The 13,249-nt window shown below is 57.0% G+C and carries 11 protein-coding genes and 1 other RNA gene; 3 read left to right on the forward strand and 9 right to left on the reverse strand.

Annotation, left to right across the window (positions count from 1 at the left end):
- Positions 1–2 precede the first annotated feature (2 nt).
- The 7 genes from gcvP to AFL22_RS12360 all read right to left on the reverse strand — a co-directional run bounded on the left by gcvP (position 3) and on the right by AFL22_RS12360 (position 9,235).
- The gene (gene gcvP / locus AFL22_RS12330; RefSeq protein WP_052271513.1) at positions 3–2,876 is read right to left on the reverse strand and encodes an aminomethyl-transferring glycine dehydrogenase; all 2,874 of its coding nucleotides are present in this window, start codon (positions 2,874–2,876) and stop codon (positions 3–5) included.
- 80 nt (positions 2,877–2,956) lie between these two features.
- Positions 2,957–3,343 carry a glycine cleavage system protein GcvH gene (gene gcvH / locus AFL22_RS12335; RefSeq protein WP_010248802.1) on the reverse strand — a complete coding sequence of 129 codons (387 nt, stop codon included), beginning with the start codon at positions 3,341–3,343 and terminating at the stop codon, positions 2,957–2,959.
- A gap of 23 nt (positions 3,344–3,366) precedes the next feature.
- Complete coding sequence (gene gcvT, locus AFL22_RS12340) at positions 3,367–4,464, reverse strand: glycine cleavage system aminomethyltransferase GcvT (protein ID WP_052271514.1); 1,098 nt, start codon at positions 4,462–4,464, stop codon at positions 3,367–3,369.
- 432 nt (positions 4,465–4,896) lie between these two features.
- Complete coding sequence (ubiI, locus tag AFL22_RS12345) at positions 4,897–6,099, reverse strand: FAD-dependent 2-octaprenylphenol hydroxylase (protein WP_052271515.1); 1,203 nt, start codon at positions 6,097–6,099, stop codon at positions 4,897–4,899.
- A 13-nt stretch (positions 6,100–6,112) separates the two neighbouring features.
- Positions 6,113–7,291 (reverse strand): 2-octaprenyl-6-methoxyphenyl hydroxylase, encoded by a 1,179-nt coding sequence (gene ubiH, locus AFL22_RS12350; RefSeq protein ID WP_033758727.1) that lies wholly within the window; start codon positions 7,289–7,291, stop codon positions 6,113–6,115.
- A complete protein-coding gene (gene pepP, locus AFL22_RS12355; protein ID WP_082239207.1) occupies positions 7,288–8,610 on the reverse strand; it encodes a Xaa-Pro aminopeptidase in 1,323 nt (440 codons plus the stop codon). Before pepP ends, ubiH begins: the two co-directional genes overlap by 4 nt.
- A 46-nt stretch (positions 8,611–8,656) precedes the next feature.
- Positions 8,657–9,235 carry a YecA family protein gene (locus AFL22_RS12360; protein ID WP_022623836.1) on the reverse strand — a complete coding sequence of 193 codons (579 nt, stop codon included), beginning with the start codon at positions 9,233–9,235 and terminating at the stop codon, positions 8,657–8,659.
- 170 nt (positions 9,236–9,405) lie between these two features.
- Here AFL22_RS12360 and zapA point away from each other — a divergent pair, with 170 nt between their 5' ends.
- From zapA to AFL22_RS12370, 3 genes are all read left to right on the forward strand, one after another.
- On the forward strand, positions 9,406–9,735 hold the full coding sequence (gene zapA / locus AFL22_RS12365) for a cell division protein ZapA (protein ID WP_008925677.1): 330 nt from the start codon (positions 9,406–9,408) through the stop codon (positions 9,733–9,735).
- 39 nt (positions 9,736–9,774) lie between these two features.
- Positions 9,775–9,957: non-coding RNA, 6S RNA (gene ssrS / locus AFL22_RS23445), on the forward strand.
- A 92-nt stretch (positions 9,958–10,049) separates the two neighbouring features.
- Complete coding sequence (locus tag AFL22_RS12370; protein WP_010671060.1) at positions 10,050–10,643, forward strand: 5-formyltetrahydrofolate cyclo-ligase; 594 nt, start codon at positions 10,050–10,052, stop codon at positions 10,641–10,643.
- A gap of 344 nt (positions 10,644–10,987) precedes the next feature.
- Here AFL22_RS12370 and serA read toward each other — a convergent pair whose 3' ends face one another.
- Together serA and rpiA are read right to left on the reverse strand one after the other, a co-directional pair.
- Positions 10,988–12,226, reverse strand: a complete 1,239-nt coding sequence (serA, locus tag AFL22_RS12375) for a phosphoglycerate dehydrogenase (RefSeq protein ID WP_010248817.1) — start codon at positions 12,224–12,226, stop codon at positions 10,988–10,990.
- A 279-nt stretch (positions 12,227–12,505) separates the two neighbouring features.
- Positions 12,506–13,165, reverse strand: a complete 660-nt coding sequence (rpiA, locus tag AFL22_RS12380; protein ID WP_010248819.1) for a ribose-5-phosphate isomerase RpiA — start codon at positions 13,163–13,165, stop codon at positions 12,506–12,508.
- Positions 13,166–13,249 lie beyond the last annotated feature (84 nt).

Consider the following 13,249-nt stretch of genomic DNA (forward strand, 5'->3'; position numbering starts at 1 on the left):
AGTTACTGATAGTCGCTCATCGGCACGCAGGAGCAGAAGAGATTGCGGTCGCCAAACACATCATCCAGACGTTTTACCGTCGGCCAGTATTTGTTGAGGCTGCCCGCCGGGAAGACTGCCAGTTCGCGGCTGTAAGGGTGTGACCACTCGCTGACGATTTCCAGCTGAGTATGCGGCGCATTAACCAGTGGATTGTCATCCAGCGGCCATTCACCCGACGTCACCCGGTCAATCTCCATGCGGATCGCCAGCATCGCGTCGATAAAGCGATCCAGTTCGATTTTGCTCTCCGATTCGGTCGGCTCCACCATCAGGGTGCCCGCCACCGGGAAGGACATCGTTGGTGCGTGGAATCCATAATCGATCAGGCGCTTAGCAATATCCAGCTCACTGATACCGGTCTGCTCTTTCAGCGGACGGATGTCGAGAATACATTCGTGCGCCACGCGACCATCACGGCCGGTGTAGAGCACCGGATAGGCCGACTGCAGGCGGCGGGCAATGTAGTTGGCATTAAGAATCGCGACTGAGCTGGCCTGTTTCAGCCCTTCCGCGCCCATCATGCGAATGTACATCCAGCTGATTGGCAGAATGGATGCACTGCCAAACGGCGCTGCGGATACGGCGCCCTGCTGCGTCAGTACACCGTCAATCTGCACCACGCTGTGTCCCGGCACAAACGGGGCCAGGTGCGCTTTGACGCCAATCGGTCCCATACCCGGGCCGCCGCCGCCGTGCGGAATGCAGAAGGTTTTATGCAGATTCAGGTGCGAGACATCCGCGCCGATATAGCCAGGCGTGGTGATGCCGACCTGCGCATTCATGTTCGCGCCATCCAGATAGACCTGACCGCCATACTGATGCACGATCTGGCACACTTCGCGGATGGTCTCTTCATAAACGCCATGAGTTGACGGGTAAGTCACCATGATGCAGGAGAGCCTGTCGCCCGCCTGAGCCGCTTTCTCGCGCAGATCGCCAAGGTCGATGTTGCCCTGTTTATCGCAGGCCACGACCACCACGTCCATGCCCGCCATCTGGGCTGAGGCCGGGTTAGTCCCGTGCGCCGAGCTCGGGATCAGGCAGAGATGACGATCGCCCTCGCCACGGCTTTCGTGATAACGACGGATCGCCAGCAGTCCGGCATATTCACCCTGCGCGCCGGAGTTTGGCTGCATACAGAGTGCATCATAGCCGGTGAGCTGCACCAGCCACTGTGAAAGCTGGCCGATCATCTGCAGATAGCCGGTAGCCTGTTCAGCCGGGCAGAATGGATGCAGCTCCGCAAATTCCGGCCAGGTGATCGGGATCATTTCTGCCGCTGCATTGAGCTTCATGGTGCAGGAGCCCAGCGGGATCATCGCCTGATTCAGCGCCAGATCCTTTTTCTCCAGGCTGTGCATGTAGCGCATCATCTCGGTTTCGCTGTGATGACGGTTGAACACCGGATGGGTCAGGATCTCGCTGTGGCGTTGCAGGCCAGCAGGAATTGCATGGCTCTCGCTGGCCACTTCGCTGTCGAGCTTTTCCAGGTCCTGACCGTGTTCATCACCCAGCAGAATGGCAAACAGCGCCAGAATATCTTCGCGGCAGGTGGTTTCATCCAGCGTGATGCCCACGGCGTTATGGATGTCGCTACGCAGGTTAACGCCAAAGCTCAGGGCGCGGTTCAGCACGGCGGCTTTATCCGCCACTTCCACCGTCAGCGTATCGAACCAGTGCTGATGGCGCAGCTTCAGGCCGCCCTGTTGCAGTCCCGCCGCCAGAATGTTGGTGAAGCGATGAATGCGTGAGGCAATGCGTTTCAGGCCCGCCGGGCCGTGGAACACAGCATAGAGACCGGCGATGTTTGCCAGCAGCACCTGCGACGTACAGATGTTGGAGTTGGCCTTTTCACGGCGGATATGTTGTTCGCGGGTCTGCATCGCCATACGCAGCGCCGTGTTGCCCGCCGCATCACGTGAAACACCAATGATACGGCCTGGCATAGAGCGCTTATGCTCGTCGCGGCTGGCGAAAAAGGCCGCGTGAGGGCCGCCGTAGCCCATTGGCACGCCGAAGCGCTGAGCTGAACCAAAGACAATGTCTGCACCCTGTTTGCCTGGCGCTTCCAGTAACACCAGCGACATAAAGTCCGCCGCTACGCTGACCACTACTTTGCGGGCTTTCAGTCCGGCAATCAGCGCGCTGTAATCGTGCGCTTCGCCGGTGGTGCCCACCTGTTGCAGCAGCACACCAAACAGGTCGTCATGATCGGGCGCTTTGTCCGCGCTATCAATAATCAGTTCGAAACCGAACGTCTCCGCACGGGTGCGGACCACATCCAGCGTCTGCGGATGGATATCATCGGCAATGAAGAATTTATTGGCATTTTTGAGCTTACTGACGCGTTTTGCCATCGCCATCGCTTCAGCGGCAGCGGTCGCTTCGTCCAGCAGTGAGGCAGACGCGATATCCATGCCGGTGAGATCCAGCGTCAGCTGCTGGAAGTTCAGCAGCGCTTCCAGACGGCCCTGGGAGACCTCGGGCTGATACGGAGTATAGGCGGTGTACCAGCCCGGATTCTCCAGCATATTACGCAGGATGACCGGCGGGGTGATCACCGCGCTGTATCCCATACCGATCCAGGATTTGTAACGCAGATTCTGGCTGGCAATCGCTTTCAGTTCGGCCAGAGCCTGCTGTTCAGTGGCGGCTTCGCCAACCGCTGGCGGGCCTGGCAGCTGAATGTCTGCCGGCACAATCGTGCTGATTAACGCTTCCAGCGAACGGGCACCAATAGCGTCAAGCATCTGCGCCTGCTGCTCAGGTGAAGGACCGATATGGCGCTCAATGAATGCACCGTTGTGTTCAAGCTGGCTGAGAGTCTGAGTCATTAGCAGTAAATCCTGAATCGGGCTGGGGGAACCGGAGAGCAAACATAAATCTGCGGCCTCTGTGTGAGGCCGCCTGACGACTACTCGTCGATGGAGGCTTTGTAAGCATCCGCATCCAGCAGCGTGTCGATTTCAGACGCGTCGCTGGCTTTGATTTTGAATAACCAGCCGCCTTCATAAGGCTCGCTGTTGACCTGCTCCGGTGAGTCAGTCAGTGCTTCGTTGACCGCCACAATCTCACCGCTGATCGGCGCATAGATATCTGAAGCCGCTTTAACGGATTCCGCGACCGCGCACTCTTCACCGGCGGCAAACGTCGCGCCCACTTCCGGCAGATCGACAAACACCATGTCGCCCAGTAACTCCTGCGCGTGTTCAGTGATACCCACGGTGTAGCTGCCATCTTCTTCTTTGCGCACCCACTCGTGGCTGTCGCGGTACTTCAACGTATTCGGCACATTGCTCATTGGCCATTTCTCCTGAATAAAATTTACTGAGCGACCGGTTTACCGGCGCGGACAAAAACGGGACGGGTAACCTGGACCGGCATCTGGCGGTTACGGATCTCAACGATGGCGGTGCTGCCGACTGAGGCCGGTACGCGCGCCAGGGCGATGCTGCAACCCAGCGTCGGAGAGAAAGAGCCACTGGTGATGATCCCCTCCTGCGGCTGCCCCTGGTCATCGGTGAAACGCACCGGCAAGCCGTTACGCAGCACCCCTTTTTCTGTGAGGATGAGTCCTACCAGCTTTTCGGTACCGCGTTCACGCTGCAGTTCCAGCGCTTCCCGGCCGATGAAATCGCGGTCAGCAGGTTCCCAGCAGACCGTCCAGCCCATGTTGGCAGCCAGCGGTGAAACGCCTTCATCCATCTCCTGACCATACAGATTCATACCCGCTTCCAGACGCAGAGTGTCACGTGCGCCCAGTCCGGCAGGTTTAACGCCAGCAGCCAGCAGACGCTGCCAGAAATCGGCTGCCTCCTCTGCAGGCATAGCAATCTCATATCCCGCTTCGCCGGTATAGCCGGTGGTGGCGATAAACAGGTCACCTGACTGCACGCCGAAAAATGGCTTCATGCCAGCAACAGCCTGACGCTGCTCCTCGCTGAACAGCGTCTGTGCCTTCTGCTGCGCCTGCGGACCCTGCACGGCAATCAGCGCCAGGTCGTCGCGTTCCGTCAGCGTAATGCCATAGCCCTGCGCGTGTTGCGTGATCCAGGCGAGATCGTTTTCACGGGTGGCAGAGTTCACTACCAGCCGGAAGAACTCTTCGTTCATAAAGTAAACAATCAAATCGTCAATGACGCCACCCGAGGCATTCAGCATCCCGGTGTAGAGCGCTTTGCCTGGCTGGGTCAGTTTTGCCACATCATTTGCCAGCAGGTAGCGCAGGAATTCACGGGTACGCGGGCCTGTCAGGTCGACGATGGTCATGTGAGAGACATCAAACATACCGGCGTCGGTGCGCACCACATGATGTTCATCCATCTGGGAGCCATAGTGCAGCGGCATCATCCAGCCATGAAAATCCACCATGCGGGCACCGCAGGCCTGATGCTGTTCAAACAGAGGTGTTTGCTGAGTCATAACCATCCTGTGCAGAAGCGAGTGAGTGCAAAAGTGCGCCGGCATTCAGTGCCGACGCAAACGTTCTCTTAGGGCTGACGTTACCACCGAATCTGACGATTAACCATAAGCAAACCGGGGTCGAAAGCAGAGGCACAGCCTAACCAGGAACGGCTGCCAACAGGATATAAAACTGCAATTTTGTGATTAATCGCGCAATAAATGCAGGGAATTTAAATATACGCAGCAAATTTATGCGGGATGGCATTCAGGATGTTAAAAAAATCCCGCGCCCAGCGGACAGAAGAATGAGAAAAAGTAATGCGAATTCGCCCGCAAAATTAGAATAAATCAAACGAAGACCTCTGCTGGTGCAGCGTTGCCTTTTTGTGGTGCAGAGCGGTGTCAGGCATAAAAAAAGCCAGCAGAAGCTGGCTTATCAGAAGGGCGAATTTAGCGTAGCCAGGCGGGCAGATCATTCAGCCCCATCGCCTGCTTAAGCATCATGGGTTTGACACCCGGCAGGCGGTCAGCCAGTTTCAGACCCACGTCGCGCAGCAATTTTTTCGCCGGATTATTGCCTGCGAACATTTCACGGAAGCCCTGCATTCCCGCCAGCATCATTGCGGCGCTGTGCTTACGGCTGCGCTCATAGCGTCGCAGATAGAGGTGCTGACCAATATCTTTGCCCTGCTGATGCAGACGGCGAATCTCACCGATCAGCTCGGCGGCATCCATAAACCCAAGGTTAACGCCCTGACCCGCCAGCGGATGAATGGTGTGAGCCGCATCGCCCACCAGCGCCAGACGGTGTGCCGCGAAGTTGCGGGCATAGCGCGCCACCAGCGGAAACGATTTGCGCTCGCTTTCCAGCTGGCACAGGCCGAGCCGCATATCAAACGCCACCGAGAGCTGCTGATTGAACAGCGCTTCCGGCATGGTTTCCAGACGGCTCGCTTCCTGCGGCGAGAGCGACCAGACGATGGAACTGAGATGCGGATCCTGCATCGGCAGGAAAGCCAGAATGCCGTCGCCGTGGAACACCTGGCGCGCTACTGCGTCGTGCGGCTTCTCAGTACGGACATTAGCCACTAACGCATGGTGATCGTAATCCCAGAAGGTCAGCGGGATATCGGCTTTGTTGCGTAGCCAGGAGTTAGCGCCGTCAGCGGCAATCATTAATCGCGCACTTAACATGCTGCCATCCTGCAGGGTAACAAAGGCTTCGTTGTCACCAAACGCGACCTGCTGTAACTGCGAGGGTGCCATTATCGTCACGTCGCTGCAGGCGCTGGCACGTTGCCAGAGCGCATTGTGGATCACCGGGTTTTCGATGATATGGCCCAGATGCGACAGGCCCTGCTGCTCATCATCAAAGGCGATGGAGCCGAAACTGTCCTTATCCCACACTTCCATACCGTGATAAGCGCTGGCGCGCAGCGAGATAATGGTCGACCAGACATCCAGCTTCTGCAGCAGCCGTTCGCTGGCGGCATTGATTGCCGACACGCGAACTGACGGTGACGCACTCAGCGCCAGCGGTGGCTCCGGTGATTTTTCCAGTACGGCGATGCGCAGTCCGCTGCCCTGCAAGCCGCAGGCCACCGCCAGCCCCACCATACCGCCACCGGCAATCACCACATCAAAAGTTTGCATCTGAGCCTCTTTATTAACGCTTAACCCAGCCAAGCGTGCGCTCAGCCAGTTGATTTCTTAACCACGGCAGATGATCCATCGCCAGCAGGCCCAGGTTCCGTCCTGCCACCAGCGGGCCATAGTGATTTGCAAAGACGCGAACCAGTCCGTCGGTGATACCGATGGTGGCGGCGCGGTCGGGCTGACGACGCTGCTGGTAATGATGCAGCACCGCATAGCTGCCGGGGTCCTGCTGCTGCCGATGGGCGGCTGCCAGCGTTTCAGCCAGCGACATTACATCGCGCAGGCCCAGGTTGAAGCCCTGCCCGGCAATCGGATGCAGCGTCTGCGCCGCATTGCCCACCACCGCCACGCGATGCGTCACTGGCGACATCGCCCGGTGCAGCGCCAGCGGGTAATACTCACGCTGGCCGGTGTGGGTGAATTTACCCAGCCGCCAGCCAAAGGCACGCTGCAGCTGGCTGAGGAATTCAGCCTCGCTCCACTGCTCAATGCGTTCACGCTGTGAAACCGGATGACACCAGACCAGCGACAGGCGATTGCCGGACATCGGCAACAGCGCCAGCGGGCCATGTTCGGTAAAACGTTCAAATGCCCGGCCCTGATGAGGCAGCGCGGTGGAAACATTGGCAATCACGGCAAGCTGTTCATAGTCGTCTCTTTGCCACTGAATGCCGCACGAAGCCGCCAGCGCAGAGCGCGTGCCATCCGCCGCCACCAGCAGTTTGCCGCTGAGTGGTTCGCCACTGTCCAGCGTCACCTCAACCTGCTGCTCATGGCGGTTAGCCTGGATGACACGAGCCGGACAGCGCAGCGTTACGCCGGGTGCTTTTTTCAGTTCCGCAAACAGACGCTGACCGACGTCAAACAGCTCGACAACCTGTCCCAGCGCCGGAATAGCGTAGTCAGACGCCGCCAGCGACACAAAACCGGCGTGACCGCGATCGGAGACATGGATGTCGGTAATCGGCGTGGCACAACGGGCGATGTGCTGCCACAGATTGATGTCCGCAAGCTGCTGGCAGGTACCGGCAGAGAGCGCAATAGCGCGGCCATCGAAACCGGGATGCGCCCGACTGCCAGGCTCGCTGCTTTCAATCAGCGTTACCGGCAGTGTGCCCTGGGTCAGATGGGAGATCGCCAGCGCCAGCGTCGCCCCGGTCATGCCGCCACCGGCAATCAGAATCGTCATGCCTGTTTTGCCGCCGCCATCAGTGCTTCAATCTCATCCGCCTCTTTCACGACGCTGTCGGTGAGATTTTCAATGCCATCTTCAGTGATCACAATGTCATCTTCGATTCGGATACCAATGCCGCGATACTGCGCGGGCACGTCGGCATCCGGTGCGATATAAAGACCCGGCTCGACGGTTAACACCATGCCCGGTTCCAGTACGCGGTCGCGGCTCGGGGTGCCGTAGTGGCCGACATCATGCACATCCAGCCCCAGCCAGTGGCCCAGGCCATGCATATAGAACTGACGATGGACTTCCTCGGCGATAAGCGTATCGACGTCGCCCTCCAGGATGCCCAGCTCCAACAGCCCGGTGACCATGATACGCACCACTTCATCATTCACTTCACGAATGCTGATGCCCGGCCGGAACAGTTCAAGCGAGCGGTTGAGGCAAGCCAGCACGATGTCATAAATCGCGCGCTGCGCCGGGCTGAATTTGCCGTTAACCGGGAAGGTGCGGGTGATATCGCCTGCATAGCCGTGGAACTCACAGCCTGCATCGATCAGCACCAGATCGCCGTCGCGCATTTCGCTTTCGTTTTCGGTGTAGTGCAGAATGCAGCCGTTAACTCCGGCACCCACAATGGTGTTATAGGAGGGAAAACGCGCGCCGTGACGGTTAAATTCGTGCTGAATTTCCCCTTCGAGCTGATACTCGAACAGGCCTGGCCGACAGGCTTGCATGGCGCGGGTATGCGCCAGTGCACTGATTTTCCCGGCGCGACGTAACAGTTCAATCTCATCCGCATCTTTAAACAGGCGCATCTCATGCACCCAGGGACGCCAGTCAGTGAGGGTATCGGGCGCACTGAGATGCTGGCGGAAGCCGCGACGCAGCTTATCCAGCGCGCTGAACACCAGTGTGTCCGCGTGGGCATATTCGCCCTGCGCATGGTAAACCACATCCAGGCCATTCAGCAGCAGGTGCAGCTGGTCACCAATATCATTCCAGGGTAAAGCGCGATCGACGCCCAGTTTGTCGGGTGCGGCCTCCTGACCCAGGCGACGGCCAGACCAGGTTTCCGCCGCAGGATCGCGCACGCGGTTAAACAACACGCTGTGGTTATGATTCTCATCGCTTTTGATCAGCACCAGCAACGCCTGCGGCTCGTTAAAACCGGTGAAATACCAGAAGTCGCTGCTCTGGCGGAACGGATATTCGGTGTCATTACTGCGCATCACTTCTGGCGCAGCAAAGATTAACGCTGCGCTGCCAGGCACCATCTTCGCCAGCAGCGCCTGACGACGCTGCAGGAATCGTTCCAGTGAAATCATCTCTGCACTCCCTGTAAACTGACCGGTTAAACTCGTTGACCTGAAATTAGTGTAGCGTCGGTTTTTGCACTTCTGGCGCGGTTGGCTGCGGGCGGGTGAACGTATCGTGGCACAGCAGCGCGGCGACACGTACATACTCAATCACCTCCTCCAGCGACTGCTCCAGCTCCTCCTGGTCTTCATCTTCTTCGTAACCGAGCTGTGCGATAGTGCGCAGATCATCGATCGCTTCGCCGGTTTCGCCGGTGACTTTATCCAGTTTAGGCTGTGTTACGCCCAGGCCGAGCAGAAAATGGTTAACCCAGCCCGCCAGCGCGTCGGCACGGTCAAATACAGTGATGTCGTCGTCAGCAGGCAGCAGCAGCTGAAACAGGAAGCCTTCATCTTCCAGCGTGGTCGCCGTATGCTCGTGTAGTTCCGCCAGCGGCACGGCAAGAGTGTGTGAAAACGCCATGCCTTCGTTAGCCAGATCGTGTACCAGCGTCTTCCAGCTGGTGTCCTGGTTACCACCGCAGAGGATCCCGCTCAGCAGGCCGTGCATTTCTGCGGGCGTCATTCCAACGCCCTGCTGTGAGAGCACCGCCGCGAGCGCGTTGTAATCGGGGGTTGCGTTCTGTAAGGACATAAGTTTTCATCGTCGTTGGCAGAATAAGTTCGTGTTATGCTACCACTAGCTGCCTCAAGGTTTCCAGAAAAGGGGTTGTATCTTATTTCGTGGGTCTATATAGTTGCCCGCCTCCCAAGCCATTGACTGCTAAGGGAGTTGCGAGCGAAGTAATCAGTCAGGAAGGTGGCATGTCTGCACAACCGGTAGATTTACAAATTTTTGGTCGTTCGTTGAGAGTAAATTGTCCGCCAGAGCAGCAAGATGCGCTCAATAGCGCGGCTGAAGATCTCAATCAACGGTTGCAAGATCTAAAAGTTCGCACTAGAGTCACCAATACAGAACAACTGGTGTTCATCGCCGCGTTAAACGTCTGCCACGAGCTGGCGCAAGAGAAAGTGAAAACGCGCGATTATGCTGCTAATATGGAACAGCGTATCCGTATGTTGCAGCAGACGATTGAACAGGCATTAGTTGAGCAGGGTCGCATCTCTGAGCGTGAGGGTGCGAAGTTCGAATAAAACTTCATGGTTGCTATACTTAAGTAACGGTGAGGTAAATTTTCTCTGAGATGTTTGCATGTGGGCCAGTCCCCTGAGCCGATATTTCGAAAAAACAGAATGTGACGCTCGTAACCTGTGTGCATGCTCGGTTCGTCCGAGAAGCCTGATGGTTATGACGGCATGTTCACCTTGAACCAAGGGTTCAAGGGTTACAGCCTACGGCGGCATCTCGGAGATCTCTCTTCCTGTAGTCCTGCTTTTTTCCCCTGACTGACATGTTATAGTCGCTCAACAGCGACTTATCCGGCGGGGAAATCATGTCTGAACCTTCCATGTCTGAACCTTCAATGACCCAGCGTCAGGCGATTCGCCAGCATGTGCGACATCTGCGACGGGCACTTACCGATGAGCAGCAAACGCAGGCCGCTGAGCAGCTCGCTGAACATGCGCTCAACTACGCCCCGGTGACTGAAGCGCGCAATATCGCCCTGTTTCTGTCGGTGGATGGCGAACTTAATACCCGTCCGCTGATTGCCCGCCTCTGGCATCTGAAGAAAACGGTCTGTCTGCCGGTTTTACACCCCTTCTCCCCCGGTAATTTGTTGTTTCTGCGCTATTCGCCCGATACCCCATTGCTCAAAAATAAGCTGCGCATTCCTGAACCGCCGCTGGATATCCGGCAGGTGATCACCCTTGATCAACTGGATCTGATGATGGTGCCACTGGTAGCGTTTGATCAGCATGGACAGCGTCTGGGGATGGGCGGCGGCTTCTACGATCGCACCCTGCAGAACTGGCGGCAGCACGGTTTTTTGCCGGTGGGCCTGGCACACGATTGTCAGCAGGTCGATAGCCTGCCGGTGGCAGAATGGGATGTGCCTTTGCCGGCGGTAATGACGCCATCAAAACTCTGGCAGTGGGAGTAGAAGAGTCGCTTTTGCAGACAAGTGAAAACCCATACCTGGGCGCATCTGGCAGCAATAAAATAGCTTAACGCGCAGGGAACATGGTCAGAAGAGGAAAGCGTCCCGCCGCCCGGATAAAAACGCCGGGAGCGTTTTTAAACAACGCCACGCGTTGGCCCGGTTACGGGCGCACCTCAGGGATGAGGTGCGTAATCGCGCGGGCCGGGCATGCCATGGATGGCGGCTTTTGCATCTTTCCGATCTGACCGTGTTCTCTTCGCAGTCTCGGTCTTACAGCAAATCGGGACAGCCTGTATTAACTACCTGAAGAGACGCGACTAAGCGCCTGTTCAGGTTGGTAGCGCTTAGTAAAGCAGACGGGCGCGAATGGTACCCGGAATCGCCTTCATCAGTTGCAGCGCGTTCTCAGCCACTTCCGGCTCTGCATCAATGTCGATCACCACATAGCCCATAAACGGCGAGGTTTGCAGATACTGGGCGGCGATGTTGATGCCCTGCTCGGCAAAAATCTGGTTGATGGCCGTCAGCACGCCAGGGCGGTTCTCATGGATATGCAGCAGACGACTGGCGCTGATACCGTGAATCGGCAGTGACACTTCAGGGAAGTTAACAGCCGAGAGAGTCGAGCCGTTATCGGAGTATTTCGCCAGCTTGCCCGCCACTTCAATGCCGATGTTCTCCTGCGCTTCTTCCGTCGAGCCGCCAATGTGCGGCGTCAGGATCACGTTGTCGAACTCACTCAGTGGAGAGATAAACGGCTCGCTGTTGGTAGCTGGCTCGCTCGGGAAGACGTCGATGGCTGCGCCACCCACATGCTTGCTGGCCAGCGCATCGCACAGCGCCGGGATATCCACCACCGTGCCGCGTGAGGCGTTAATCAGCAGCGCGCCAGGCTTCATCTGCGCCAGCTGCTCTGCACCAATCATATCCTGTGTAGAGACGGTTTCCGGCACGTGCAGGCTGACCACATCGCTCATGTTGAGGAGATCGGCCAGATGGCGTACCTGCGTGGCATTACCCAGCGGCAGCTTGTTTTCAATGTCGTAAAAGAAAACATGCATACCCAGGCTTTCTGCCAGCACGCCCAGCTGCATTCCGATATGGCCGTAACCGATAATACCCAGTTTTTTGCCACGCGCTTCAAATGAGCCTTTGGCAATCTTATTCCAGATGCCACGGTGTGCTTTCGCATTCGCTTCCGGGATGCCACGCAGCATCAGCAGCATCTCACCAATCACCAGCTCCGCAACCGAGCGGGTATTTGAGAACGGCGCATTGAACACGGGAATACCCCGGCTGGCAGCCGCCTGCAGATCAACCTGGTTGGTACCGATACAGAAACAGCCAACGGCGACCAGCTTTTCAGCCGCCGCAAAAATCTCTTCAGTGAGCTGGGAGCGGGAACGGATACCAATAAAGTGTGCATCACGGATCGATGCTTTTAACGCGTCGGAATCCAGTGCGCCCTTATGGAATTCGATGTTGGTATAACCTGCAGCCCGCAGGTTCTCCAGCGCGCTCTGATGGACACCTTCCACCAGCAGGAACTTAATCTTATCTTTTTCCAGTGATACCTTTGCCATTTCCCGATCCTATTCAGCATTCAATGAGGACTACCATAAGCCAGCCTTCTGTCAAAATATCAAAAAAATCGCGTCGGGCAATACAAACGATTGCCCGGCCGCCAGCACGGCAGCGGCTGACGGCAGCACATTGCCGGACAAAATAAGGAGGTCGGACTGGAAGAAAGAACGAACCCGCTGCCGATGACGGTTATGTGACATAAGTCACCAAATTTCACCGCAGCGAGAAAAGATGATTTGCAGGCAGAAATAACCGACGCCGCATCGACGCCGGACAGATCATTTTTTGATGGTTTTCACGCCATCAGGCCCGCCAATCAGTGCAATATCGGCACCACGCGCGGCAAAAAGGCCCACGGTAACGACGCCAGGCAAGGCGTTGATGGTTTTTTCCAGCTCAATGGGATCGAGAATGCGCAGATTATGCACATCGAGAATAATGTTGCCGTTATCGGTGACCACGTTCTGACGATACTCAGGCAAGCCGCCCATTTTCACCAGCTGACGCGCCACATAACTGCGCGCCATCGGGATCACCTCGACCGGCAGCGGGAAACGGCCCAGCACATCGACCTCTTTTGAAGCGTCAGCGATACAGATAAAGGTTTCAGCCACGGCGGCCACGATCTTTTCGCGCGTCAGCGCCGCGCCGCCGCCTTTGATCATCTGCATCTGTGGGTTGATCTCATCCGCGCCATCTACGTACACCGACAGCAGGTCAATCTCGTTCAGGTCGAACACCTGAATACCCAGACTCTTCAGCTTCTGGGTTGAGGCATCCGAGCTGGAGACGGCACCTTCAATCTGATGCCTGACTGTGGCAAGCGCATCGATAAAGTGGGCAGCGGTGGATCCGGTGCCCACACCAACAACGGTGCCCGGCTGCACGTACTCAAGTGCAGCCCAGCCAACGGCTTTTTTCAGTTCATCCTGGGTCATGGTATGTTTAAAACCTGTGCGACAACGAAGTGCGCGTAGTATAAAACAAGGCTTGCTGAAAATGCTCGGCTGACCGACGTGGAT

It is taken from the genome of Pantoea sp. CFSAN033090, assembly GCF_001264395.1.
GTDB lineage: Bacteria > Pseudomonadota > Gammaproteobacteria > Enterobacterales > Enterobacteriaceae > Pantoea > Pantoea agglomerans.